Below are 24053 nucleotides of genomic sequence, written 5' to 3'. Positions count from 1 at the left end.
GAACGCGGTTCATGGATCGGAACGCGGTTCATCGCAGCGGCCTGACCCACCCCACGACGCACGAGAGCGGCGACCCCCGAGGGGGCCGCCGCTCTCGTGACGGTGCAGGTGCTGCGGGTGGAGCTACTTCGCGGAGACCACCGTGAGGGTGATCGTGGCGATGACGTCCTCGCGCAGGCGGAGGGTGGCTTCGTGCTCACCCGTCACCTTGATCGCCGAGGGGATCTCGACCTTGCGCTTGTCGATCGTCGCGACGCCCTGGGCGGTCACGGCGTCGGCCACGTCGCCGGGGCGGACGGAGCCGAAGAGGCGGCCGTCGGCACCGGTCTTGACGGTGAGACGGATCTTCTGGGCCTCGAGACGCTGCTTGAGGTCGTGGGCCTCCTCGATCGTCTTGAGCTCGCGGGTCTCGCGGGCCGTGCGGATCTGCGCGACCTGCTTCTCGCCACCGCGGCTCCACGCCACGGCGAAGCCCTGGGGGACGAGGTAGTTGCGCGCGTAGCCGTTCTTGACGTCGACGACGTCACCGGCCGAGCCGAGGCCGGAGACCTCGTGCGTGAGGATTACTTTCGACATGGTGCTTCTCCTTCAGTCGGCGCTGGATCAGCGGCCGGAGCCGGCGTAGGGGAGGAGCGCCATCTCGCGGGCGTTCTTCACGGCACGGGCGATGAGGCGCTGCTCCTGGACGGAGACGCCGGTGATGCGACGGGCGCGGATCTTTCCACGCTCCGAGATGAACTTGCGGAGGGTCGCGACGTCCTTGTAGTCGATGACGCCGACGCGGATCGCCTTCGCGGGAGCGGCGTTCTTGCCGCCCTTGCCGCGGAGGGGCTTGCGACGGTCGCCGCTGCTCTTTCCAGCCATTGTTGTTCTGCTTTCGAGTGATGGTGAAGTTCTGAGGGGGTGGGGCGGGAGGCCCCTGACGAGACGACCTGGGAGGTCGGTGACGACCTAGAAGGGGGTCTCGTCGTTGTAGGTGCCGCCGCCGCCGGGCGTGTTCCAGACGTCGCCGCCGCCCTGGGAGTTGCCCCCCTGGGCCGGCGCGGGCTGGCCCCACGGCTCGGACTGCTGGCCGCCGCCGACCTGGCCCTGCTGGCCGCCGCCGCGGTTGCCCCCGAAGGAGCCACCGCCGCCGCCGCCCTCGCGGGAGGAGGCCGCACGGGTGACCTGAGCGGTCGCGTAGCGCAGCGAGGGGCCGATCTCGTCGACGTCGAGCTCGAAGCTGGTGCGCTTCTCGCCCTCCTTCGTCTCGTAGCTCCGCTGCTTCAGACGGCCCTGCACGATGACGCGCGAGCCCTTCGTCAGAGAGGAGGCCACGTGCTCGGCGAACTCGCGCCAGACGCTGGCACGCAGGAAGAGCGCCTCGCCGTCCTTCCACTCGTTGGACGCGCGGTCCAACGTGCGGGGGGTCGACGCGATGGTGAAGTTCGCGACCGCGAGCCCGTTCTGCGTGTAGCGCAGCTCGGGGTCACTGGTGAGGTTGCCCACCACTGTGATGACGGTCTCGCCTGCCATCGGTTACTCGGCAGCCTTCGCGGGAGCGGACGGGGCAGCGGGCGACGCACCGGCGACCGCGGCGGCCGGAGCAGCAGCGGCGGCCGGGGCGGCGGCAGCGTTGGCGGCCTTGCGGGCGGCCTTCTCGTCGGAGAGCTTCTTCGCGGCGGCGACCATCGCGATGGCCTCCTCGGCGCGGAGGACCTTCGTGCGCAGCACGGCCTCGGAGAGACCCAGCTGGCGGTCGAGCTCGACCGTGGCCGACGGGTTCGCCGTCAGGTTGACGACGGCGTAGATGCCCTCGGACTTCTTGTTGATCTCGTAGGCGAGGCGACGACGGCCCCAGATGTCGACGTTGTCGACGGTGCCGCCATCGGCGCGGATGACGTTGAGGAACTTGTCCAAGCTCGGGGCGACGGTGCGCTCATCGATCTCGGGGTCCAGGATGACCATCAGTTCGTACTGGTGCATGACTAACCCACCTCCTTCGGACTTGACGGCCACAGACGGTCTGTGACAGGAGGGTGTTCATGACGCTGCGTCAGCCAGAGAGGCAGACGCAACCTTCCCAGCGTAGCTGCTGGCGCCTCCGGCCACAACGCCGGAGACGCGGGTCGAGCCCCGCGGGCCCGTCACGGCCCCCGAGACGGCCGGGTCCAGGGTCCTACGGCGCGGGCGTCGCCGACGGGTCGCTGGCCTGTTCGGCGGCCGCGACCGCCGCCTCCGCCGCGGCCTGCGCCGCCGCCAGCCCCTCGGGCACCGGCAGCGAGCCCGCGAAGACCTGGTCGAGCAGCGGGTCGAGGGCCGGCTGCGCCGTGCCGTACAGCGACGTCGGGGCCGGGATGGTGTCGCCCGAGGCGATCACGTCGAAGAACGGCGAGACGTCGACGCCGCGCGAGGCCCAGTACGCGTAGTACGGCTCCTGCGCGCCGGTGACCGCGGGCACGGCGGCCCCGTCGCGCCCGATGTACTCGGCGCCGTCGGTCGAGCCGAGCCAGGCCAGCACCTTCGCGGTGTCGTCGAGGTGCGCGGTGTGGGCGTCGCCCGCGGCGACGATGCCGTTCGAGACGCTGACGCGGCCGGCCGGCCCCGCGGGCATCATCGCGACGCCCCAGTCGAACTGCGCCTGGCTCTCGACCGTCGAGAGGCTGTAGAGCCCCGACTGGAACAGGGCCATGTGGCCGGCCGTGAACAGGTCGCGGCTGTGGTCGGGGTCGGCGTTCGTGGCGGCGGCCGGGGGCGCGACGCGGTGCACGCCGACGAGGTCGACCAGGTACTGGAACGCGGCCTGCGCCTCCGGCGTGTCCAGCTCGAAGGAGGCGCCCTCCGGGTCCTCGAGACGGCCCCCGGCCGAGCCCAGGTAGTCGTACCAGATCGCCTGCAGGTCGTTGCCCGCGTTGTAGCCGTACTGCGCCACGGTGCCGTCGAAGGCGGGGTCGGCGGCGTTCCGGCCCTGGTCGTCGAGCGTGAGGCGCTGGAGCAGCGGCAGCAGGGTGTCGTCGGCGCCGCCGCCGGGTGCCCAGGTGAGGTCGTCGAGCGAGGCGGGGTCGACGCCCGCCGCGGCCAGCAGGTCGGCGTTGTAGTAGAGCGCGATGCCGCCGTCGCTGAGCTGCGGCACGCCCCAGAGCGAGCCGTCGTGCGTGAACTGGTCGACGACGGCCGGGCTCCAGGCACGGCGGGCGCTCTCGCCGAGCACGGCGTCGACGTCGACGAGGTCACCGGCCTCGGCGTAGCCGTCGTAGTGGGAGCTGTTCAGCCAGTAGACGTCGGGCGCGTCGCCGTCGTCGACGTCGTCGGCGAGCTGGTCGAAGTAGTCGGCGTAGGGCACGACCTCGACCTCGACGTCGATGTCGGGGTTGTCGCGCTCGAAGGCCGCGAACGACTTCTCGTAACCGGCGGCGACGGTCTCGTCCCAGAGGCGGACGGTGACGGTGGTCTCGCCCTGCTCCGACGGCGTCAGCCGCGCGCCCGGGGCCGGCGCCGTCGAGGCGCCGAACGCGGCGATGCCGGCGGCGCTGGCGGCGACGATCAGCACGCCCACCGACGTCGCGACGAAGGTGGAGTCGGCTCGGGGTCTGCTGCGCACGCGTGCAGGCTACCGGGGGAGTCGCGGTGCCCGTCTGCAGGGCCGCGTACCCCGGACAGGACGGTCCGGCCGGTCGGGCTCAGCCCTGCCGCGCCGCCCACCACGCGAGCAGGCGCTCGGTGGCGACCTCGGCGCCCAGCGGCCCCTCCTCGGTGCGCAGCTCGAGCAGGAACCGGTAGGCCTCGCCCACCTCGCGGCTCGGCGAGATGCCGAGCACGCGCTGGATCTCGTCGCCGTCGAGGTCGGGCCGCAGCGAGTCGAGCTCCTCGCGGTCGCGCAGCTCGGCGATCCGGGCCTCGAGGTCGTCGTAGGCGAAGCCGAGCCGGTCGGCCTTCCGCCGGTTGCGGGTCGTCACGTCGGCGCGGGTGAGCATGTGCAGCCGCTCGAGCTGGTCGCCGGCGTCGCGCACGTAGCGACGGACGGCCGAGTCGGTCCAGGCGCCCTCGGTGTAGCCGAAGAAGCGCAGGTGCAGCTCGATCAGGCGCGAGACGGCGGCGATCGTGTCGTTGTCGAAGCGGAGGGCCTTCAGCCTCTTCTTGGCGAGCTTGGAGCCGACCACGTCGTGGTGGTGGAAGGTGACGACGCCGCCGGCCTCGAGTCGGCGCGTGGCCGGCTTGCCGCAGTCGTGCAGCAGCGCGGCGAGGCGCAGCGTGAGGTCGGGGGCCTCGCCCGGGTGGCGCTCGCGCTCGTAGCCGATGGCCTGGTCGAGCACGGTGAGGCTGTGCTCGTAGACGTCCTTGTGGTGGTGGTGCTCGTCGACCTCGAGCCGCATCGCGGCCAGCTCGGGCACGACGTGGTCGGCGAGACCCGTGTCGACCAGGAGGCGGACACCGTCTCGGGGGGTGTCGGTGCGCAGCAGCTTCGAGAGCTCGTCGGCGACGCGCTCGACCGACACGATGGAGAGGGTGGAGGCGCGGGTCGTCATCGCCTCCCGCACCTCCTCCGAGACCGCGAAGCCGAGCTGCGCGGTGAACCGTGCGGCCCGCATCATGCGCAGCGGGTCGTCGCGGAACGAGTCGACGGCCGTGCCCGGCGTCGCGAGGCGGCGGGCCAGCAGGTCCTCGACGCCGCCCGCGGGGTCGACGAGCACCTTCTGGGGCAGCCGCAGCGCCATCGAGTTGACGGTGAAGTCGCGCCGCACGAGGTCGCCCTCGAGGGTGTCGCCGAACTCGACGACGGGCTTGCGGGTCTCGCCGTCGTAGACGTCGCTGCGGTAGGTGGTGATCTCGACGACCTCGCCGTCGACGCGGGCGGCGATGGTGCCGAAGGCCCGGCCGACGTCCCAGTGGGCCTCGGCGAGCGGCACGACGATCGCGAGGATCTCGTCGGGGGAGGCGCTGGTCGTGAAGTCGAGGTCGTTGACCGGCCGGCCGAGGAACGCGTCGCGGACCGGGCCGCCGACGAGCGCCAGCTCGTGGCCGGCCGCGGCGAAGGCGGAGGCGAGCGCGGAGACGCGGGGGGCGGCGGCCAGGAGGTCCAGTCGCTGGAGGGCGGAGGCGACGGTGTCCATGACGCACCACTTTGCCACAGCGACCTCCCCGGGCCCGGCCGCGCGCCTCCTCCCCAGGGATGGTCCTGGCCCGCCGGTGGGCGGGTTCCCGGGTGCCGCACCGCGTGCCCCCGGGCTCGGTTCCCTAGACTCGCCATGCCCTCCGGCCGCCTCGTGCTCGGCGGGCACACTGCCTATGAGACCTCTCCACGCCCTCCTCGCCGCGCTGACGGCCGTCTTCGTCGTGGTCGTCGGCCTGCCGGCCGCCGCGACCGCCGCGCCCTCCGGCTCGTCGAGCCCCTCCGCGAGCAGCTCGTCCGCGGCCGCCGACGAGGGCGAGGCCGTCGACGGCGTCACGCTGACCCTGTCGCCCGCCGCCGACGGGGTGCTGGTGCCCGGCCGTGACCTCGTCCTCGACGTCACCGTGCGCAACGCGAGCGACACCGACGTCGCGGCCGGGGTCGCTCGCGTCTACCTCGACCGCGGCGCGTTCGCGACGCGCGGCAAGCTCGCGAACTGGCTGCGGCCCGAGTCGACCTCCGGCTCCGACTACCTCGGCTCGTACCTCACCCGGCTCGACGTGCCGGCGGTGCCGGCGGGCTCGACGCAGACCGTGGCCTCGGTCACCGTCGCCGCGGCCGACGTCGGCCTCGAGGGCTACACCTGGGGCGCCCGCGCCCTGGGGGCCCGGCTGCTCGACGACGACGGCGAGGAGGTCGCGCAGACGCGCAGCAGCGTCGTGTGGTTCCCCGGCGAGTCGTTCCAGCCCACCCGCCTCGCGGTCGCGGTGCCGATCACGACGCCCGAGACCGAGAACGGCGTGCTCGACGCCGCCGCCCTCAGCGCGTACACCTCGGTCGACGGCACCCTCACTCGCCAGCTCCGCGCCGTCCAGGGCACGGGGGCCGTGGTGGCCGTCGACCCGATGATCATCGCGTCCGTCCGCCTGCTCGGCAGCTCCGCGCCTCCCTCGGCCCTCTCCTGGCTCGACCAGCTGCAGTCGTCGGGGCTCGAGTCGTTCTCCCTCGCCTGGGCCGACGCCGACGCCGCCGCGCTCAGCCAGGCCGGCGCCGCCACGCTGCCGTCGCCCCTCTCGCTCGACCCGCTGATCGACCCGTCGCTCTTCGCCGAGGTCGACGACAGCGGCTCGCCCGCCCCCGAGCCCACGAGGGAGGCCACGCCCACGAGCGAGGCCACGCCCTCCGGCACGGGCGACCCGTCGGCCTCGACCGAGGGCGAGGCCGACCAGGGAGGCGCGGGTGACGACGCCGGGGCCGGCACAGACCCCGGCGGGCAGGCTCCCGGTGCCGGCGAGCAGCCCGGCGACGGCACGACGGCCCCGCCCCTCCCCACCACGGAGTCGCTGCTGAGCTGGCCGTGGAGCCACACCGGCGTCGTCTGGCCGACCGACGACTCCGTCGTCGCCGCGGACCTCGACGTCTGGACGGCGTCGGGCGCCACCAGCGCCATCCTCTCGAGCTCGAACGTCGACGGCTCGACCGACTCGACCGAGAACGCGGCGGTCGACCTCGGCGGGCGCACCGGCCTCGTCTCCGACGACTCGCTCACCGCCCTGGTCGGCCAGGCCGCCGGCGCCCCGGACGACGCCGCCTGGGCCGCCGCCGTGGCGGAGCTCTCGGCGAGCGTCGCCACCGTCGCCCGTGAGCGGCCGAGCGACGCGCGCACCCTGCTCACCGCCCTCGACCGCGACTGGGCGGCCCAGGGGCCGTACCTGCACCAGACGCTCGTGGCCCTCGCCGGGCTGCCCTGGACGACGACGGTCGGCCTGGGCGACGCCCTCGACGCCCCGCGGACGAGCGCCGTCGTGGTCGACCGCGCGGAGGACGCGACCCGGGTCGCGCAGGTGCGCACCCTGCTCGCCGCCGACCAGCGGGTCGTCGACCTCGGCACCGCCCTCGCGCAGCCCGAGACCGTCACGGCGGCCGTCCGGCTGCGCGTCCTCGGTCTCACCTCGCAGTCGTGGCGCGACAACCCCGAGGGCCTCGCCAGCGAGGTCGGGGTCGCCGACGCCGAGGCGAGCGCGACCGCCGGGCTCGTGTCGGTCGTGCGGGGCAGCGACCAGCTCATCCTCGGCGACCGCTCGTCGATGCCGCTCTACGTCGAGAACGGCACGAGCTCCGCGGCGACCGTCTACGTCACGGTGAGGCCGTCCAACTCCATCCTGTCCGTCGAGGAGGTCGGCATCCCCGTCACCGTCCAGGCCCAGTCGCAGGTCCGCGTGCGCGTCCCCGTGCAGTCCGTGGCCAACGGCACCGTCTCGGCCAGCATCACGCTCGCCAGCGTGACCGGCGCCGTCATCGGCGCGCCCAGCACCGTCCAGGTCAACGTCCAGGCCGGCTGGGAGACCGCCTTGACGTGGGTCTTCGCCGTCGGCTTCGTGCTGCTCTTCGGCGGCGGGCTGTACCGCACCTTCCGCAAGCGACGCCGTGCCCGCGACGGGCTCGACGGGGCGGACGGCGCGGACGGCCTCGAGCCCGTCACGGCCGACGGGCCCACGGCCGACGGCCCCGACGCCTCCGACCCCGCCGACGGACGGGCGGGCCGCTCGTGAGCGGGCAGGCCGGCCTCGGGCGCGCGAGCGTGCTCCTGGCCTCCGGCACGATGGTGTCGCGCGTCCTCGGCTTCGTGAAGACGGCGGTGCTCGCCGCCGCGATCGGCCAGACGGCCAGCCGGGCCGCCGACTCGTTCGCCCTGGCGAACCAGCTGCCCAACAACATCTACGCGCTGATCGCCGGCGGCCTGCTCAGCGCCGTCCTGGTGCCTCAGATCGTCCGGGCCGCGACCCACGACGACGACGGGGGCCAGCGCTTCATCAACAAGGTGGTCACGCTCGGCACGATGCTGTTCGCCGTCGTCGGCCTGCTCGGCACCCTCCTCGCACCGGTCCTCGTGCGGATCTACGCGCAGCAGGCCAACTCGTCCGGCCAGGGGGGCTACACCTCCGACTCGCTGGCCCTGGCGACCGCGTTCGCGTACTGGTGCCTCCCCCAGATCTTCTTCTACGCGATGTACTCGCTGCTCAGCGAGGTGCTCAACGCCCGCCAGGTGTTCGGCCCCTTCACCTGGGCGCCCGTGATCAACAACGTCGTGGCCATCGCGGGCCTCGTCGTCTTCATGATCGCCTTCGGCGGCGCCGGCGAGAACTCGCTGGTCGACGTCTGGACGCCGGGGCGCATCACCCTCCTCGCCGGCACGGCCACCCTCGGCGTGCTCGCCCAGGCCGGGTTCCTGCTGCTGTTCTGGCGCCGCGCGGGGCTGACGTACCGCCCCGACTTCCGTTGGCGCGGGGTGGGCCTCGGCGCCACGGGCAAGGCCGCGGGCTGGCTCTTCGGCATGGTCCTCGTGACGCAGCTGGCCGGCCTGGTGCAGAGCCGCGTGGCCTCCGAGGGCAGCGGCACCGGCGCCTCCAACGCCGTCCTCGCGAACGCGTGGCTGCTCTTCATGCTCCCGCACGGCATCGTCGCGGTGTCGATCGCGACCGCGTACTTCACCCGCATGAGCGGCCACGCCTCGCGCGGCGACCTCCGCTCGGTGCGCGTCGACCTCTCGCAGTCGCTCCGCACCATCGGCATGTTCATGGTGTTCGCGACGGTCGCGATGTGCGTGGTTGCCTACCCCTTCGCGAGCTTCTTCGAGAGCACCTTCCGCGGCGCCGGCCAGATGGCCCAGGTCATCGTCGGATTCATGCCGGGGCTCGTGCTGTTCAGCGTGCTGTTCGTCGTGCAGCGGGTCTTCTACGCCCTCCACGACCAGCGCACGCCGTTCTTCATGCAGCTCGTGCAGTCGGGCATCTTCGTCGTCGGCACGCTCGTCGCCTCGGCCGTCGTGCCCGACGACCGGATCGCCGTCGCCATCGCGGTCACGACCTCGATCGCGGGCTCGGCTCAGACGGTCGTCGCGCTCGTGCTCGTCAAGCGCCGCCTCGGCGGCATCGACGGCCGGTGGGTGCTGCGCCGGTACGTCCAGTACGCGTTCTTCTCGCTCCTGTCGGGCGTCGTCGGCCTGCTCGTCGTGACCGGCCTCGGGGGTTTCGTCGCCGACGGCTTCGCTCACTCGAGCCGGATCGCCGGGCTGGCCACGGTCGTGGTGGCCGCTGCCGTGATGGCTCTCGTCTACTTCGGCCTGCTCGCGCTCATCCGCCTGCCCGAGCTCGACGAGCTGCTCCGGCCGGTGCTGCGCCGCCTCGCACCGCTCGCCGGCAAGCTGCGCCGACGCTGACGCGAGCCCTCCCCGAGGGCCGCACCGCGCCTCCCCGGCGCCCTCCGCCGCGCCTCCTGGACGCCCTCTGGGAGGGGGCCCGGGGCGGGGAATGCCCCGCCGCTAGGATGCGTTTGATCAGACGGTCGAGGGAGACAGCAGGGGCCCTCCGGCTCCGACGGTTCGATCCCACCCCATCCAGAACGTTCCTCGAGGAAGGTGCTCATGCGCCAGATCATCATCATCGGCTCCGGCCCCGCCGGCTACACGGCCGGTATCTACGCGGCCCGCGCCGGTCTCGAGCCCCTCATCGTCGCCAGCTCCGTCGAGGCGGGCGGTGAGCTCATGAAGACCACGGAGGTCGAGAACTTCCCCGGGTTCCCCGACGGCATCCAGGGCCCCGAGCTCATGTTCAAGCTGCAGGAGCAGGCCGAGAAGTTCGGCGCCGAGGTGCTGCTCGACGACGTCACCAGCGTCGACCTGACGGGCGACGTCAAGAAGGTCACGCTCGGCAGCGGCGCCGTCGAGGAGGCCGTCTCGGTCATCTTCGCGACGGGCAGCGCGTACCGGAAGCTCGGCCTGGCCGACGAGGAGCGCCTGAGCGGCCGCGGCGTCAGCTGGTGCGCCACGTGCGACGGCTTCTTCTTCAAGCAGAAGGAGATCGCGGTCGTCGGCGGCGGCGACTCCGCGATGGAGGAGGCGACCTTCCTCACGCGCTTCGCGAGCAAGGTCTACGTCATCCACCGCTCCGAGTCGCTCCGCGCCTCGAAGATCATGCAGCAGCGCGCCGTCGACAACCCCAAGATCGAGTTCCTGTTCAACAAGCAGGTCACGGCCATCCTCGGCGGCGAGAAGGCCACCGGCGTGCAGCTCACCGACACCGTCGAGGGCGGCACCAGCGAGCTCGAGCTCGACGGCCTGTTCATCGCGATCGGCAACGACCCGCGCGTGCACCTCGTGCACGGCCAGCTCGACCTGACCAGCGACGGCACCATCGCCGTCGAGGGCCGCAGCTCGAAGACCAACCTGCGCGGCGTCTTCGCCGCGGGCGACGTCATCGACGCGACGTACCGCCAGGCGGCCACGGCCGCCGGGTCGGGCGTCGTCGCCGCGCTCGACGCCGAGCACTTCCTCGCCAGCCTCGACCAGACGTTTCTAGCCGAGCACACCGACGGCGCCGCCGAGGGCATCGACACGGCCGAGTCCGTAGCCGTCTGACCCTCGCCCTCCCCCTGAACCACACGACGAAAGGAACCACCATGAGCACCGCCAAGGCAGTCACCGACGCGTCCTTCGAGGCCGACGTCCTCAAGTCCGACAAGACGATCCTGGTCGACTTCTGGGCCGAGTGGTGCGGCCCGTGCCGCGCGGTCTCGCCCATCCTCGACCAGATCGCGGCCGAGAACGCGGGCAAGATCGAGATCGTCAAGCTCAACGTCGACGACAACCCGCAGACCGCCATGCAGTACCAGATCACGTCGATCCCGGCGATGAAGGTCTACCAGGGCGGCCAGGTCGTCAAGACCGTCATCGGCGCCAAGCCCAAGCCGGCCCTCGAGGCCGACCTGGCGGAGTTCCTCGCGTAGTCGACACCCTCGACAGCACCCCGAGAGCCCGCCCAGCACACCCGCTGGGCGGGCTCTCGCCGTACCCGGCGGCCTCCGGGCATATCCTGAACCGCACCACCCCCGACAGACAGGGACGCAGATGACGAACAAGGGCACCAACCTCGACCCGTGGTACGACTCGTACGCCGACCGTACGGCCGGCCTGAGCGCCTCCGAGGTCCGAGCCCTGTTCGCCGTCGCCAGCCGCCCCGAGGTCGTCTCCCTGGCCGGCGGCATGCCCTTCGTCTCCGCGCTGCCCCGTGAGCTCGTCACCGGTGCCATCGACCGCGTCATGTCGCAGAACGGCGGGGCCATGGCCCTGCAGTACGGCTCCGGCCAGGGCACCCCGGCGATCCGCGAGCACATCATGCAGATCATGGCGATGGAGGGCATCCGCGGCAGCGCCGACGACGTCGTGGTGACCACCGGCTCGCAGCAGGCGCTCGACCTCGTGACGCGGCTGTTCGTGAACCCGGGCGACGTCGTGCTCGCCGAGTCGCCGAGCTACGTGGGCGCCCTGGGCGTCTTCAAGGCCTACCAGGCCGACGTGGCGCACGTGGCGACCGATGCGGAGGGCCTCGTGCCGGAGGCGCTGCGCGAGACGATCGCCGCGGTGCGGTCCCAGGGGCGCACCATCAAGTTCCTCTACACGATCCCGAACTTCCACAACCCCGCGGGCGTCACGCTCACGTGGGCGCGGCGGCTGGAGATCCTCGAGATCTGCCGCGACGCCGGCATCCTCGTGCTGGAGGACAACCCCTACGGCCTGCTGTACTTCGACCAGCCCGCGCCGCAGGCCATGCGCTCGGTCGACGACGAGGGCGTCATCTACCTCGGCTCGTTCTCCAAGACCCTGGCCCCCGGCTTCCGGGTGGGCTGGGCGCTCGCGCCGCACGCCATCCGCGAGAAGCTCATCCTCGCCAACGAGTCGGCGACGCTCTCGCCCAACTCGTTCGGGCAGTTCGTCATCACGGAGTACCTCGACCAGGCTGACTGGAAGGCCCAGATCGAGACCTTCCGCGGTCTCTACCGGGAGCGTCGCGACGCCATGCTCTCGGCCCTGGGGGAGTACCTCCCACAGCTCTCCTGGACGGAGCCCGACGGCGGCTTCTTCGTCTGGGTCACCCTGCCCGAGCAGCTCGACTCGAAGGCCATGCTGCCCCGGGCGGTCAAGGAGCTCGTCGCGTACACCCCCGGCACCGCGTTCTTCGCTGACGGCGGCGGTCGCCAGAACATCCGCCTGTCGTTCTGCTACCCGACCCCCGAGGCGATCCGCACGGGGGTGGCCCGGCTCGCCACCGTGGTGAACGGCGAGCTCGACCTGCTCGCGACGTTCTCGTCGGCCTCGCTGGGGGCGCCCTCGGTGCTGCGGCAGGGCGTCACGATGCCGCCCCCGAACATCTCCTGATCAGCATTTACCTGACAAGGGCGACGGTCCGCCGCCGCGGCGGCGACGACGCCCTCGACCTGATCGTCGCCTCGACGCCCGCCCTGCCCTCACGCTCGACCCCCGGGGAGAAACCATGACCACCAGCGCCATCCACACCGTGACCGTGCTCGCCGGAGGCATCTCGCACGAGCGCGACGTGAGCCTGAGATCGGGGAGGCGCGTGGTCGACAGCCTGGCGGCCAACGGCATCCAGGTGGAGCTCCGCGACCCCGACGCCTCCCTCCTCGCGCACCTCACGTCCGACCGCCCCGACGTCATCTGGCCGGCCCTGCACGGTGCCTCGGGCGAGGACGGCGCCCTCCGGGGCCTCCTCGAGGCCCTCGACATCCCCTTCGTCGGCAGCACCTCCGCCGCCGCCCGGCTCGCCTGGGACAAACCGACCGCGAAGGAGCTGGCTCGTCGCGTCGGGGTCAGGACGCCGCGAGGCATCACCCTCTCCCACGACGCGTTCCGGGAGCTCGGCGCAGCCGGCGTGCTGGCCGCGATCGCCGAGGAGCACCCCGTCCCCGTGGTGGTCAAGCCCGCCCGCGGCGGCTCGGCGCAGGGAATCACCGTCGTCGACGAGCCCGGTGGGCTCCCTCGCGCCATGGTCGACGCGTACACCTACTGCGACGACGTCATCGTCGAGCAGAAGATCACCGGCACGGAGATCGCCGTCGGCGTCATCGACACCGGCGACGGCCCGGTGGCGCTCCCCGCCGTCGAGATCGTGCCCCGATCAGGGACGTACGGGTTCGAGGCGCGCTACAACGCGGGGGAGACGACGTTCTACACGCCGGCACGGCTGGATGCGGCAGCGGGGGAGGCGGCCGCTGCGGCAGCCGTGGCGGTCCACGAGGCGCTGGGCCTGCGTCACCTCTCCCGGGTCGACCTCATCGTGGACGCCGCGGGCACCCCGTGGTTCCTGGAGGTCAACGTCCTGCCCGGCCTCACCGAGACGTCGCTCGTGCCGATGGCCCTGGACGCGGCGGGATACGAACTCGGCCTCGTCTACGCAGCCCTCGCGGAGAAGGCCGTCCGCGACCGCGGCTGACAACTCTGGCGTACAACGGCCCGCATCCTGCTCAGGGTGCGGGCCGTTTCACGTGGAACAGGGTGCTTCCGCGCGGCGCCGGGCGAGCGGGTTCATCGGTGAGCCGTCACGTCAACCCTCGAACGAGGCGACGTGGCGGCCGCCGTTCGTATGGTCTAATTCAGCAAGGTGCTGATCAACCGCGACAGCCGTGACAGAGACATGCGTTGGCTGACACAACCGTCACGGCGCAAATGCCCTGAAAGGCAAGGTGCCCGGGTGGTCGGTCAACAGTCATCATGGCTGGGTTCGGTACCAGGGCACGACAGTCAGTCCCCGCGATCGCCATACTATGAGCGTTCGGGCTGTTGCGTGGTGAGGCGTTGATCTCTGACTAAGGTCGATCTTAGGCATTTCGCCACAGGCACGCATGTCTTCAGGGGTTCGACAGCACGCACAGGCCCAGCCTCGTAGTCGGGCGCGCTTCTGCCGCTAGCCACGTTTCCCGCACCGCCGCCCCCGTTCCACGTGAAACCCGACCACTGCCACGCTTGCAGGACGCAGATGGAAGGACGAGAGCCTTCCGCCCTCTCCTCGTCATCGGGAAGCGAGACCGAGACGGCTCGGCTCACCCCCGCCCCCCCCGCCCCCGTTCCACGTGAAACGCCCCTCTCGACGAGAGGGGCGTCACGCAGACCAGGACCGACTACTCCTGGGCGAAGGGATCCTGCCCCAGCGCCGCCAGGATGCGGTTCAGGTCCTGCATGGAGGCGAAGTCGATGGAGATCGACCCCTTCCGGGCACCCAGCCGCACCTTCACCTTGGTGTCCAGCGCGTCACCCAGGTTCTCCGCCACCTCGTCGAGGTGGGCCTGGTGCTTGCCGACCGCAGCCCGCGTGGATCGGGGCTTGCTGCTCCCACCCGCCGCGATCGCCTCCGCGGCCCGCACGGAGAGGTCCTCGTTGACGATCTTGTCAGCCAGACGCTCCATCAAGAGCGAATCACCCGTCGACAGGATGGCTCGCGCATGCCCGGCCGAGAGGACACCTGACGCGACCCGGCGCTGCACCGACGCCGGCAGGCGCAGCAGTCGCAGGGTGTTGCTGATCTGCGGCCGGCTCCGACCGATCCGGTTGGCCAGCTCGTCCTGCGTAATGCCGAAGTCCGCGAGGAGTTGCTGATAGGCGGACGCTTCCTCGAGCGGGTTGAGCTCTGCACGGTGGAGGTTCTCGAGCAGTGCGTCCCGGAGCATCGACTCGTCCGCGGTGTCCTTGACGATCGCGGGGATGGTGGCCAGACCCAGCTGCTTCGTCGCTCGCAGCCGTCGCTCGCCCATGACGAGCTCGTACTGCACGTCCGTCGTCTCGCGGGACGCCCCCTTGCCCTTGCCGCGCGGTGCCGCCGGCAGAGGCCGGACGACGATGGGCTGCAGGACGCCCACCTCCCGGATGCTCGTGACCAGCTCCGCCAGCTCCTCCTCGCGGAACTCCGTCCGGGGCTGCTGAGCGTTGGGCAGGATGTCGAGCGGGTTGAGGTTCGCCAGGCGGGCGCCGGGGACGGCTACGAGCTCCTCCGCCGTCTGCTGCGCGGTCGGGAAGAACACGTCGACGGGCCGGTCCTGCGACTCGTCAGCGACGGGGATGAGGGCGCCGATGCCACGGCCGAGCCCTGTTCTCTTGGTTGCCACTACTGGGGTGCTCCTCGGCGCGCTAGTTCGGCTGCCGCCTCGAGGTACGAGATGGAGCCCGGTGAGTTGGTGTCGTAGCTGATGACGGTCTGCCCGTAGCCGGGCGCCTCGCTGATGCGGACGGACCGGGGGATGAGGGTCTGCAGGGCCTCCGCGGGGAAGTGCTCACGCACGTCGGCGACGACCTGTTGAGCGAGGTTCGTCCTGCCGTCGTACATCGTCAACAAGATGCTGGACACCTTGAGTGTCGGGTTGAGGTGCTTCTCGATCAGCTGGATGTTCCGGAGGAGCTGACTCAGGCCCTCCAGCGCGTAGTACTCGCACTGGATGGGGATGAGGACCTCGCTGGCGGCCACGAAGGCGTTGATGGTGAGCAGCCCGAGGGACGGTGGGCAGTCGATGAAGACGTAGTCGAAGCGCTCACCCGCTGCTTCGGTCTGCTCGAGGTACGTGTCGAGCGCCCGGCGGAGCCGCTGTTCGCGGGCGACCAGGGAGACGAGCTCGATCTCCGCACCGGCGAGGTGGATGGTCGCGGGGATGCAGTACAGCGCCTCGAACTCCGGGGTCTTCTGCACGACGTCGGCGACGTCTCCCTCGCCGACGATGACGTCGTACACGCTGGGTGTCTCTGCGCGGTGCTCGACCCCGAGAGCCGTCGAGGCGTTCCCCTGGGGGTCCAGGTCGATGACGAGCACGCGCGCACCGCTGCGAGCCAGTGCCGCCGCCAGGTTGACGGTCGTCGTGGTCTTGCCGACTCCGCCCTTCTGGTTGGAGACAGTCAGGACCCTGGTCTTCGCCGGCGCCGGGAGGGGCTCTTTGGAGAGCGCTCGCTTGCGGCGGTTGAGGTCAGCGAGCTCCCGGGCGAGGGGAGTGCTGTTGTCGAACTCCGTGGAGGAACTCACCGATCTGATCTCCTGCTCGCCATGTTTCACGTGGAACGGTGGTCGACTCGGGACGGTCGACGCCTCCGGTCGCGGGGTGGGAGCAGCGACTCGTGTCGGCTCCTGATCGACCAGCACTGCGGTCGACCACGGTCAACTCTAGCTCGTCGACCGCAGTCGACGGAGGTCCAGAGCGGGGTGTCCCCAGTGTCCGGCACGGCATCCACAGGGGTCACCCGGCGTCGCCGTGGGCGCCTGTGGACGACTTTCTACACAGGCTCACCAACATGTTGGTAACTGCCTCGGCCGGAACGGCACGAGGGCGTGGCATGACGCGCGAAAGCCAGAAAATGTGCTGTTCAGGAGCATCTAATGGGATGTGGTAGCGGACCTTGGGCACCACACGCCCACAGAACGCGAGCCCTGGCGGCAGCCCAGCTCGACCGACCCCGCCCCCGCTCAGATCGCCTCCTGTGGAGACGGCCCGGACCGTCAGTCCAGCGTCGCGCGGAAGACGCGGGTGACCTCAGCCGGGTCGACCAGGCCCACGCCCAGTTCGAGCACCTCGACGTCGACGAGGTGCGCCTTGGCGATCGCCTTGCGAGCCGCCTCCATCTCCTGCTGCACACGAGCCCCCTTCATGAGGAGCAGCTGGCCGCCGGTCTTCACGAGGGGCGCGGTGAGCGGGATGAGCTTGGACAGCGCGGACACGGCGCGTGCGGTGACCTGGTGGAGCCACCCGTCGAGCTCGACTTCCTCGGCGCGGGCGCGGACCACCTCCACGTTCGTGAGGCCCATGCGCTCCGCCTCGGCGATCAGCCACTCGACCCTGCGTTCCATCGGCTCGATCAGCACGAGCGTGGCGTCGGGTCGGGCCGCCGCCAGGACGAGGCCGGGCAGCCCGGCCCCCGAGCCGACGTCACCGACCCGACCGGCCGTGAGCAGCGGGGCGACGAGACCGGAGTTGATGACGTGCCGGGTCCACAGGCGCGGCAGCTCGAGCGGCCCGATCAGACCGAGCTCCTCGCCGTGCTGGGCGAGGTCGGCGGTGTAGCGACGGACGACCTCGAGGCGGTCACCGAAGATCTCGGCGGCGACGGCGGGTTCGGTCTCGAGCTCGGCGGTGTCGGTCATGGCGTCAGCAGGTCATCCGGTCGGGTGGAGCAGGGAGGTCGGGTCGCCGGGCGGGGCGTCGGCGCAGCGCGGCTAGGCGCGGGTGATGACCGTGTGGCGGTCGCGGCCTTCGCCCTCGGACTCCGAGGTGAAGCCGCGGGCCGCGACGATGTCGTGGACGAGCTTCCGCTCGTACGACGACATGGGCGGCAGCGAGGCCGCCGCGGCGCCCTCCTCGATCTTCTCGACGGCACGGTCGACCATGGCGCCGAGCTCCTGCTCGCGCGTCGCGCGCGAGCCGCCGATGTCGAGGATGAGGCGCGAGAACTCTCCGGTCTTCGCCTGGACGGCGATGCGGGTCAGCTCCTGGAGGGCGTTGACCGTGTCGGGCTTCGAGAGCAGGCGCAGCGAGCCCTCGCCCCCGCTCGAGTCGATGGAGATGTACGACCGACCGGCACGGACCTCGATGTCGATGTCACCGTCGAAGTCGCAGATGTCGAGGAGCTCCTCGATGTAGTCGGCGGCGATCTCGCCCTCGTCGATGATCGACTGGGCAGACGGCGCCGGCGAGGCCGCGGCAGCGTCGCCGACGGGCTCGCGCCGGGTCGGGGGCCCGGGGACGGCGTCGACGGCGGGAGCAGGGGAGGCGACCGGTGCGTCGGTCTCGACCCGCGCCTCCGGCGTGGCCTCGGGGGCGACGTCGTGGTCGGCGCTCGTGCTGTCGATGTCGTTCATGTCGGTCGTCTCTCCGGGTCGGTCGGGATCACGGCGGGGAAGGTGCTGCGGCACTGCAGGGGGGAGGCGTCGGCCCGGGGGAGGGCCGACGCGCTACTTCTTGGCGCCGTTCTGCTTCTTGGAGCGGTTCTTGCCGACGGGCTGCACGCGCTGGGTCGGCTTGGGCACGGCGGGGGCCGGCTCGATCTCGGTGACCGTGATGTCGCCGAGCGAGAGCCCCTTGCGCTGGGCCTTCTTGGCCAGGCGCTCCTCGCGGGCCAGGGCGGCCTCGCTGCCGGGCGTCGGCATGTTCCTGATGACGAGGAACTGCTGGGCCATGGTCCAGATGTTCGAGGTCAGCCAGTAGAACATCACGCCGAGGGGGAAGGAGAGGCCCGAGAAGACGAACACCAGGGGGAGGAAGTAGAGGAGCATGCGCTGCTGCTTGAACATGGGGCTCGCCTTGGTCTCGGGCGACATGTTCTTCGAGACGATCTGCAGCTGGGTGATGAACTGCGACGCGGTCATGACGACGACCATCGCGCCGGCGAGGAGGCGGACCTCCCACGTGGTGGCGCCGAGGAAGGTCTCCTTCAGCGGAGCGCCCCACAGGGTCGACTCGCCGAACGACGTCGAGAGGGCCTGGTTGAGCAGGCCGATGCCCACCTTGTCCTGCTGGGCGTTGTGCAGCACCGAGTAGAGGCTGAAGAAGATCGGCATCTGGATCAGCAGGGGGAGGCAGGAGCTCAGCGGGTTGGTGCCGGTCTCCTTGTAGAGCGCCATCGTCTCGCGCGACATGGCCTCGCGGCTGAACTGGTCGCGCTTGCCCTTGTACTTGTCCTGGATCTTCTTCAGGCGCGGAGCGATCTCCATCATCCGACGCTGGCTCTTGATCTGCCGCACGAAGATCGGGATGAGGCAGGCACGCACGACGAGGACGAGGCCGACGATGGAGAGCACCCAGGTGCTGCCCCAGTCGGTGCCCATGCCGGCACCCGTGAGGATGGTGTGGAAGCTGACGAGGATCGCTTCGACGATCCACTTCAGCGGCCAGAGAACGGTACCGAGGAGGTCCATGGTGGCGGGTCAGCCCTTCCAGTGGGTCTGTGCGAGGAGGCGCGGGGGAGTCTGCGGGGCGGAGTCGGCCCGTCGAGGGACCACGAACCCGAAGGCGGTGAGGGAGTGCTTCTGCCGACGGGGCTCCGGGACGTCGTCGACGCCCCCTGCCGACCAGGGGTTGCAGCGACCGATGCGCCAGGTGCCGAGCGCGACGCCGCGGACGACCCCGTGCTGCTGGATCGCCTCGAGGGCGTACCGCGAGCACGACGGGTGGTAGCGGCAGACCTCGCCGTAGAGAGGAGAGACCACGGCGCGGTAGGCGCGGAGGATCACGACGCAGACGTTGCGCGGCAGGAGAGCCACGAACTGCAGTGCACCGGTCATGACCTCACGCTCTCGTCGACGACCCCCGAGATGTCCGTGAGCAGGGTAGACCACGGAACGTCGAGACTGCCTGGCAAGGCGCGGATGACCACGTCGGTGCCGGGGCTCATCGTCGGGAGCAGCTCGTGGCACACGTGCTTGAGCCGCCGCCGGACGGTGTTCCGCGCCACGGCGTTGCCGACCGTCTTGGCCACGATGAAGCCGAACCGGATCGCGTCGTCGTCTCGACGACGCCGCACGTAGACGACCGAGTGCGCCGTGCCCGACTTGCGGCCACGGCGCACTGTGTTGCGGTAGTCGTCTGCGCGGACGATCCGGTTGGCGCGGGCCAACAAGGACTAGCTACGCGGAGAGCTCGGTGCGGCCCTTGCCACGACGAGCGGCCAGGATCGCGCGGCCGGCGCGGGTGCGCATGCGGGCACGGAAGCCGTGCTTCTTGGCGCGGCGGCGGTTGTTCGGCTGGAACGTTCTCTTGCTCATGGTGTTCTCTCCGTGGGGGAAGCGGACCTGGCCTGCTGCCGTGTCCGAAGAAGTCTTGTCACAGCCCAATCGGCTGAAATCAACTGATTAAAAGTACGCGGCATCCGCGCTGCGGTCAAACGACTGGGCTCCCGGCATTTGTCCACACTGTTGAGAACTTCGATTGCGGGGGTCATACTCATCCGAACTAAGGTGGGTACTTCCTGCTCCAGATCCCTGTAACCACGGGGAATCCGCGGCTCTCCCGGCTCAGACGACGATCGTCCACCGGTGGAGAAAGCTGTGCATAACTTGGTGCAGGAGAGATCCTCGTGCGGGCCCGACCGGGCCCTGCCGAACGACAGCCGGGGCCCCCTCGCGCACCCGACAGGAAGTGATGACCCGTGGCGAACACCGTCGATCCGGTCCAGGACCTCTGGCGGTCCGTCCTCGCCACCCTCACCACCGACGACCGGATCACCCCTCAGCTCCACGGCTTCATCAGCCTGGTCGAGCCGAAGGGAGTGCTCGGCGGCACCCTCTACCTCGAGGTGCCCAACGACCTGACCCGCGGCATGCTCGAGCAACGCATCCGCACCCCCCTGCTGGAGTCGATCGCCGCCCTGGGCGACGCCTCCGTGGCGAGCTTCGCCATCACGGTGAACCCCGACATCACGCCCGACACCCTGACTCAGCAGCCCGAGGAGTCGGAGCCCGTCCACTACATCGAGGCGCCGTTCGTCCCCACCCCGGTCGAGTCGCCCTCGTCGGGCAAGCGCAACGACTCGCGCCTGAACCCGAAGTACAGCTTCGACAACTTCGTGATCGGGGCCTCGAACCGGTTCGCCCACGCGGCGGCGGTCGCCGTGGCCGAGGCGCCGGCGAAGGCGTACAACCCCCTCTTCATCTACGGCTCGTCCGGGCTGGGCAAGACGCACCTCCTCCACGCCATCGGCCACTACGCCGAGACGATGTACCCGGGCATCCGGGTCCGCTACGTGAGCAGCGAGGAGTTCACGAACGACTTCATCAACTCGATCGCCAACAACCGCTCGAACCTCTTCCAGCAGCGGTACCGCGAGATCGACATCCTCCTGATCGACGACATCCAGTTCCTGCAGGGGAAGGACTCCACGCAGGAGGCCTTCTTCCACACCTTCAACACCCTGCACGACCACGACAAGCAGCTGGTCATCACGAGCGACCTGCCGCCGAAGCACCTGACCGGCTTCGAGGACCGCATGCGGTCGCGCTTCGAGTGGGGCCTGATCACCGACGTCCAGGCGCCCGACCTCGAGACGCGCATCGCCATCCTCCGCAAGAAGGCGCAGAGCGAGAAGCTCCAGATCCGCGACGAGGTGCTCGAGTTCATCGCGACGAAGGTGTCGAGCAACATCCGCGAGCTCGAGGGCACCCTGATCAGGGTCACGGCCTTCGCCAGCCTGAACCGGACGGCGGTCGACCTCTCGCTCGTGCAGACGGTCCTCAAGGACCTCATCACCCTCGACGAGGACAACGTCATCGCGCCGGTCGACATCATCAACCACACCGCCGACTACTTCAAGCTCTCGGTCGACGACCTCTACGGGTCGTCCCGCTCGCAGGCGATCGCGACCGCCCGGCAGATCGCGATGTACCTCTGCCGCGAGCTGACGAGCCTCTCCCTGCCCAAGATCGGCCAGCTCTTCGGCAACCGCGACCACACCACCGTCATGTACGCGAACAAGAAGATCAGCGAGCTCATGAAGGAGCGCCGCTCGATCTACAACCAGGTGACGGAGCTGACGAGCCGGATCAAGCAGGACACCCGCTACAAGTAGGGGAGTCGAGGCCGCTGCCGCGCGCCTCCCCGACGAACCGCCCCGACGGGCGTCGACCTCGTGTCGGCGCCCGTTCGTCGTCCCGTGGGCCGGTGGGAGGCGCCCCGCGCCACGCCAGGACCGGGGACGATCCCACAGTGTGGATAACCTGTGGAAACTCGTGGACAACTCGGGGGCTCGTTGTGGGGAGATCGCCTCGACCTGTGGGAACGGCCCGGGGGACCGGGGTCGGACACCGGGGGTTCCCCCTCCGACTTCCACACTCCGTGCACAAGTCACAAACGTGTAGTTCCCTCTGGCCGCGGGGTTTTAAACAGGTTATCCACACTGTGCACAACGGTTAAGACTGTTAATCCTGGATTACAAGAAATTGATCGAGAGACAACCTTGTGGACAGCGGGCTGCCCTCCGGAGCCCCGGGACCGCCCGCCTCATCGCTGTGGCAGTATTGGCGGGCAATCCACCGGTGCGTAGTCGAACAGGGGTCCCCGCGTGAAGTTCCAGGTCAACCGTGACGTCTTCAGCGATGCCGTCTCGTTCGCGGTGAAGCTCCTCCCGCAGCGCACGACGCTCCCGATCCTCAGCGGAGTCCTGATCGAGGCCGACGCCGACGGGCTCACGCTCTCGTCGTTCGACTACGAGGTCTCGGCCCAGACGAGCATCGCGGCGGAGGTCGACGAACCGGGCACGATCCTCGTGTCCGGCCGCCTCCTGGCCGACATCGCCAGCCGCCTGCCCAACGCACCGGTCACCTTCGCCACCGACGAGAACCGCATCGCCGTCAGCTGCGGCTCCGCCAACTTCTCGCTGCTGAGCATGCCCGTCGAGGAGTACCCGACGCTGCCCACCGTGGGCGCGCAGTCCGGCGTCGTCCCCGGCGACGCCTTCTCGCTCGCCATCTCGCAGGTCGCCGTCGCCGCGTCCCGCGACGACGTCACCCCGGTCATCACCGGCGTGCAGCTCGAGGTCTCCGAGAACTCCCTCTCGCTCGTGGCCACTGACCGCTACCGCGTCGCCGTCCGTGGCATCGAGTTCGACGCCGGCACGACCGGCGGCGCCGAGACGACCACCGCGCTCGTCCCGGCCCGCACCCTGCAGGAGGTCGGCAAGACCTTCGGCAGCGCCACCACCGTCGCCGTCTCGATCACCGGCAGCGACGACCGTGAGCTGATCGCGTTCCAGGCGGGCGACAAGACCGTCACGTCGCTGCTGATCAAGGGCAACTTCCCCCCGGTCAAGCGGCTCTTCCCCGAGACCGTCGAGAACTACGCCGTGATCAACACGGCCGAGCTCGTCGAGTCCGTCCGCCGCGTCTCGCTCGTGCTCGAGCGCGAGGCGGCCCTCAGGTTCACGTTCACGATCGACGGGCTCACGCTCGAGGCCATCGGCAGTGAGCAGGCGCAGGCATCAGAGTCGATCGACGCGTTGTTGACGGGGGAGGACACGGTGGTCTCGTTGAAGCCGCAGTTCCTCCTCGACGGCCTCGGAGCGGTCCACTCCGAGTTCGTGCGGATCTCCTTCACCAAGACGGAGAACCCGAACAAGCCCGGTCCCGTGCTGATCACCAGTCAGTCCTCGAGGGACCAGGCCGGTGCTGACAGCTACAAGTACCTGCTGCAGCCCAACCTCCTCCTGCGCTGACGCGCACCACGACGAAGGCGCTCAGACGGCGCCTCCACTGAACGAAGGAATCTCATGCACATCGGCCTCGTCGGTCTCGGCAAAATGGGCAACAACATGCGCGCTCGCCTGCGCAACGCGGGCATCGAGGTCACCGGCTACGACGCCAACCCCGCCGTCTCCGACGTCGCGGACCTCGGCGCACTCGCCGCGGCTCTGCCGTCGCCCCGCCTCGTCTGGGTGATGGTGCCGCACGGCCAGATCACCGACGCGGTCATCAAGGACCTCGGCGAGGTGCTCGAGCCCGGTGACCTGGTCATCGACGGCGGCAACTCGAAGTGGCTCGACGACGAGGTCCACGCGACCCTCCTCGACGCCAAGGGCATCCGCTACATGGACGCCGGCGTCTCCGGCGGCGTCTGGGGCCTCGAGAACGGCTACGGCCTGATGGTCGGCGGCGACGCCGCCGACGTCGAGCGCGCCATGCCCGTCTTCGACGCGCTGCGCCCCGAGGGCCCCCGCGAGGAGGGCTTCAGCCACGCCGGCGGCGTCGGCGCGGGCCACTACGCGAAGATGGTCCACAACGGCATCGAGTACGCGATCATGCAGGCGTACGGCGAGGGCTACGAGCTCCTCGAGGCCAAGGGCCTCGTCGAGGACGTCCCCGCGGTCTTCAAGGCGTGGCAGCGCGGCACGGTCGTCCGCTCCTGGCTGCTCGAGCTCATGGTGCTGGCCCTCGAGGCCGACCCCAAGCTCGACGGCCTGTCGGGCTACGTCGAAGACAGCGGAGAGGGTCGCTGGACCCTCGAGGAGGGCATCGCCCACGCCGTCCCGATGCCCGCGCTGAGCGCCTCGATCTTCGCGCGCTTCGTGTCGCGCCAGGGCGAGGGCTCGCCGACCATGAAGGCCGTGGCTGCCCTGCGCAACCAGTTCGGCGGCCACGCGGTCAAGAAGGCCTAG

General features: G+C 70.4%; 22 protein-coding genes and 1 pseudogene. 9 read left to right on the top strand and 14 right to left on the bottom strand.

Annotation, left to right across the window (positions count from 1 at the left end; translation table 11 throughout):
* Positions 1-123 precede the first annotated feature (123 nt).
* The 6 genes and pseudogenes from rplI to F1C15_RS09135 all read right to left on the bottom strand — a co-directional run bounded on the left by rplI (position 124) and on the right by F1C15_RS09135 (position 5090).
* Positions 124-576 carry a 50S ribosomal protein L9 gene (gene rplI / locus F1C15_RS09160; RefSeq protein ID WP_056058172.1) on the bottom strand — a complete coding sequence of 151 codons (453 nt, stop codon included), beginning with the start codon at positions 574-576 and terminating at the stop codon, positions 124-126.
* A 27-nt stretch (positions 577-603) separates the two neighbouring features.
* The gene (gene rpsR / locus F1C15_RS09155; RefSeq protein ID WP_055964231.1) at positions 604-864 is read right to left on the bottom strand and encodes a 30S ribosomal protein S18; all 261 of its coding nucleotides are present in this window, start codon (positions 862-864) and stop codon (positions 604-606) included.
* A gap of 87 nt (positions 865-951) precedes the next feature.
* Positions 952-1515 (bottom strand): single-stranded DNA-binding protein, encoded by a 564-nt coding sequence (locus tag F1C15_RS09150; protein WP_167260982.1) that lies wholly within the window; start codon positions 1513-1515, stop codon positions 952-954.
* An 87-nt stretch (positions 1516-1602) separates the two neighbouring features.
* A pseudogene (rpsF, locus tag F1C15_RS09145) lies at positions 1603-1965 on the bottom strand (30S ribosomal protein S6); the annotation flags it as partial.
* A 193-nt stretch (positions 1966-2158) separates the two neighbouring features.
* The gene (locus F1C15_RS09140) at positions 2159-3580 is read right to left on the bottom strand and encodes an extracellular solute-binding protein (protein ID WP_185230710.1); all 1422 of its coding nucleotides are present in this window, start codon (positions 3578-3580) and stop codon (positions 2159-2161) included.
* 79 nt (positions 3581-3659) lie between these two features.
* Positions 3660-5090, bottom strand: coding sequence for a CCA tRNA nucleotidyltransferase (locus F1C15_RS09135; protein WP_185230708.1), 1431 nt, complete (start codon positions 5088-5090; stop codon positions 3660-3662).
* A gap of 175 nt (positions 5091-5265) precedes the next feature.
* Between F1C15_RS09135 and F1C15_RS09130 the strand changes: the two genes are divergently transcribed.
* The 6 genes from F1C15_RS09130 (at position 5266) to F1C15_RS09105 (ending at position 13377) form a co-directional block, all read left to right on the top strand.
* Positions 5266-7641, top strand: coding sequence for a DUF6049 family protein (locus F1C15_RS09130; RefSeq protein ID WP_185230706.1), 2376 nt, complete (start codon positions 5266-5268; stop codon positions 7639-7641).
* Positions 7638-9308, top strand: coding sequence for a murein biosynthesis integral membrane protein MurJ (gene murJ, locus F1C15_RS09125; RefSeq protein ID WP_255465128.1), 1671 nt, complete (start codon positions 7638-7640; stop codon positions 9306-9308). The genes F1C15_RS09130 and murJ overlap by 4 nt, the downstream gene beginning before the upstream one ends.
* A gap of 204 nt (positions 9309-9512) precedes the next feature.
* Positions 9513-10505, top strand: coding sequence for a thioredoxin-disulfide reductase (gene trxB / locus F1C15_RS09120; protein ID WP_185230705.1), 993 nt, complete (start codon positions 9513-9515; stop codon positions 10503-10505).
* 41 nt (positions 10506-10546) lie between these two features.
* Entirely contained in the window at positions 10547-10873 is a 327-nt protein-coding gene (gene trxA, locus F1C15_RS09115; protein ID WP_056058156.1) for a thioredoxin, read from the top strand.
* A gap of 121 nt (positions 10874-10994) precedes the next feature.
* Positions 10995-12302 (top strand): PLP-dependent aminotransferase family protein, encoded by a 1308-nt coding sequence (locus F1C15_RS09110; protein WP_056058153.1) that lies wholly within the window; start codon positions 10995-10997, stop codon positions 12300-12302.
* Between the two features lie 115 nt (positions 12303-12417).
* Complete coding sequence (locus tag F1C15_RS09105; protein WP_185230703.1) at positions 12418-13377, top strand: D-alanine--D-alanine ligase; 960 nt, start codon at positions 12418-12420, stop codon at positions 13375-13377.
* 685 nt (positions 13378-14062) lie between these two features.
* Here the strand turns inward: F1C15_RS09105 and F1C15_RS09100 are convergent.
* From F1C15_RS09100 to rpmH, 8 genes are all read right to left on the bottom strand, one after another.
* The gene (locus F1C15_RS09100) at positions 14063-15043 is read right to left on the bottom strand and encodes a ParB/RepB/Spo0J family partition protein (protein ID WP_056058147.1); all 981 of its coding nucleotides are present in this window, start codon (positions 15041-15043) and stop codon (positions 14063-14065) included.
* Complete coding sequence (locus F1C15_RS09095; protein WP_056058142.1) at positions 15043-15975, bottom strand: ParA family protein; 933 nt, start codon at positions 15973-15975, stop codon at positions 15043-15045. Before F1C15_RS09095 ends, F1C15_RS09100 begins: the two co-directional genes overlap by 1 nt.
* 441 nt (positions 15976-16416) lie before the next feature.
* The gene (gene rsmG / locus F1C15_RS09090) at positions 16417-17058 is read right to left on the bottom strand and encodes a 16S rRNA (guanine(527)-N(7))-methyltransferase RsmG (RefSeq protein ID WP_185230701.1); all 642 of its coding nucleotides are present in this window, start codon (positions 17056-17058) and stop codon (positions 16417-16419) included.
* Positions 17059-17130: 72 nt separating this feature from the next.
* Positions 17131-17772 carry a R3H domain-containing nucleic acid-binding protein gene (locus F1C15_RS09085; protein WP_185230699.1) on the bottom strand — a complete coding sequence of 214 codons (642 nt, stop codon included), beginning with the start codon at positions 17770-17772 and terminating at the stop codon, positions 17131-17133.
* Between the two features lie 93 nt (positions 17773-17865).
* The gene (gene yidC / locus F1C15_RS09080) at positions 17866-18828 is read right to left on the bottom strand and encodes a membrane protein insertase YidC (RefSeq protein ID WP_056058135.1); all 963 of its coding nucleotides are present in this window, start codon (positions 18826-18828) and stop codon (positions 17866-17868) included.
* Positions 18829-18837: 9 nt separating this feature from the next.
* Entirely contained in the window at positions 18838-19194 is a 357-nt protein-coding gene (yidD, locus tag F1C15_RS09075; protein WP_056058131.1) for a membrane protein insertion efficiency factor YidD, read from the bottom strand.
* On the bottom strand, positions 19191-19526 hold the full coding sequence (gene rnpA / locus F1C15_RS09070; protein ID WP_235491293.1) for a ribonuclease P protein component: 336 nt from the start codon (positions 19524-19526) through the stop codon (positions 19191-19193). Before rnpA ends, yidD begins: the two co-directional genes overlap by 4 nt.
* Before the next feature lie 10 nt (positions 19527-19536).
* Positions 19537-19674 (bottom strand): 50S ribosomal protein L34, encoded by a 138-nt coding sequence (gene rpmH, locus F1C15_RS09065; protein WP_043595303.1) that lies wholly within the window; start codon positions 19672-19674, stop codon positions 19537-19539.
* Between the two features lie 383 nt (positions 19675-20057).
* On the opposite strand from rpmH, the gene dnaA reads away from it, so the two are divergent.
* The 3 genes from dnaA (at position 20058) to gnd (ending at position 24053) form a co-directional block, all read left to right on the top strand.
* Positions 20058-21473: a chromosomal replication initiator protein DnaA gene (dnaA, locus tag F1C15_RS09060; protein WP_056058127.1), complete on the top strand. Its 1416-nt coding sequence runs from the start codon at positions 20058-20060 to the stop codon at positions 21471-21473.
* A gap of 492 nt (positions 21474-21965) precedes the next feature.
* A complete protein-coding gene (dnaN, locus tag F1C15_RS09055) occupies positions 21966-23114 on the top strand; it encodes a DNA polymerase III subunit beta (RefSeq protein ID WP_185230697.1) in 1149 nt (382 codons plus the stop codon).
* Between the two features lie 54 nt (positions 23115-23168).
* Entirely contained in the window at positions 23169-24053 is an 885-nt protein-coding gene (gene gnd / locus F1C15_RS09050) for a phosphogluconate dehydrogenase (NAD(+)-dependent, decarboxylating) (RefSeq protein WP_056058120.1), read from the top strand.

The sequence above is a fragment of the Frigoribacterium sp. NBH87 genome, from assembly GCF_014217665.1.
GTDB lineage: Bacteria > Actinomycetota > Actinomycetes > Actinomycetales > Microbacteriaceae > Frigoribacterium > Frigoribacterium endophyticum.
Note: the sequence above shows the minus strand (reverse complement) of the source record. Positions and strands in the feature narration are given on the sequence as shown.

Excerpts from the sequence above, each read along its gene's own strand:
- rsmG (WP_185230701.1), bottom strand. The coding sequence starts at position 17,058 with ATGACCGACACCGCCGAGCTCGAGACCGAACCCGCCGTCGCCGCCGAG.
- rpmH (WP_043595303.1), bottom strand. The coding sequence starts at position 19,674 with ATGAGCAAGAGAACGTTCCAGCCGAACAACCGCCGCCGCGCCAAGAAG.
- yidD (WP_056058131.1), bottom strand. The coding sequence starts at position 19,194 with ATGACCGGTGCACTGCAGTTCGTGGCTCTCCTGCCGCGCAACGTCTGC.
- yidC (WP_056058135.1), bottom strand. The coding sequence starts at position 18,828 with ATGGACCTCCTCGGTACCGTTCTCTGGCCGCTGAAGTGGATCGTCGAA.
- F1C15_RS09085 (WP_185230699.1), bottom strand. The coding sequence starts at position 17,772 with ATGAACGACATCGACAGCACGAGCGCCGACCACGACGTCGCCCCCGAG.
- gnd (WP_056058120.1), top strand. The coding sequence starts at position 23,169 with ATGCACATCGGCCTCGTCGGTCTCGGCAAAATGGGCAACAACATGCGC.
- trxB (WP_185230705.1), top strand. The coding sequence starts at position 9,513 with ATGCGCCAGATCATCATCATCGGCTCCGGCCCCGCCGGCTACACGGCC.
- rpsR (WP_055964231.1), bottom strand. The coding sequence starts at position 864 with ATGGCTGGAAAGAGCAGCGGCGACCGTCGCAAGCCCCTCCGCGGCAAG.
- F1C15_RS09135 (WP_185230708.1), bottom strand. The coding sequence starts at position 5,090 with ATGGACACCGTCGCCTCCGCCCTCCAGCGACTGGACCTCCTGGCCGCC.
- F1C15_RS09105 (WP_185230703.1), top strand. The coding sequence starts at position 12,418 with ATGACCACCAGCGCCATCCACACCGTGACCGTGCTCGCCGGAGGCATC.
- F1C15_RS09110 (WP_056058153.1), top strand. The coding sequence starts at position 10,995 with ATGACGAACAAGGGCACCAACCTCGACCCGTGGTACGACTCGTACGCC.
- F1C15_RS09150 (WP_167260982.1), bottom strand. The coding sequence starts at position 1,515 with ATGGCAGGCGAGACCGTCATCACAGTGGTGGGCAACCTCACCAGTGAC.
- rplI (WP_056058172.1), bottom strand. The coding sequence starts at position 576 with ATGTCGAAAGTAATCCTCACGCACGAGGTCTCCGGCCTCGGCTCGGCC.
- trxA (WP_056058156.1), top strand. The coding sequence starts at position 10,547 with ATGAGCACCGCCAAGGCAGTCACCGACGCGTCCTTCGAGGCCGACGTC.
- F1C15_RS09130 (WP_185230706.1), top strand. The coding sequence starts at position 5,266 with ATGAGACCTCTCCACGCCCTCCTCGCCGCGCTGACGGCCGTCTTCGTC.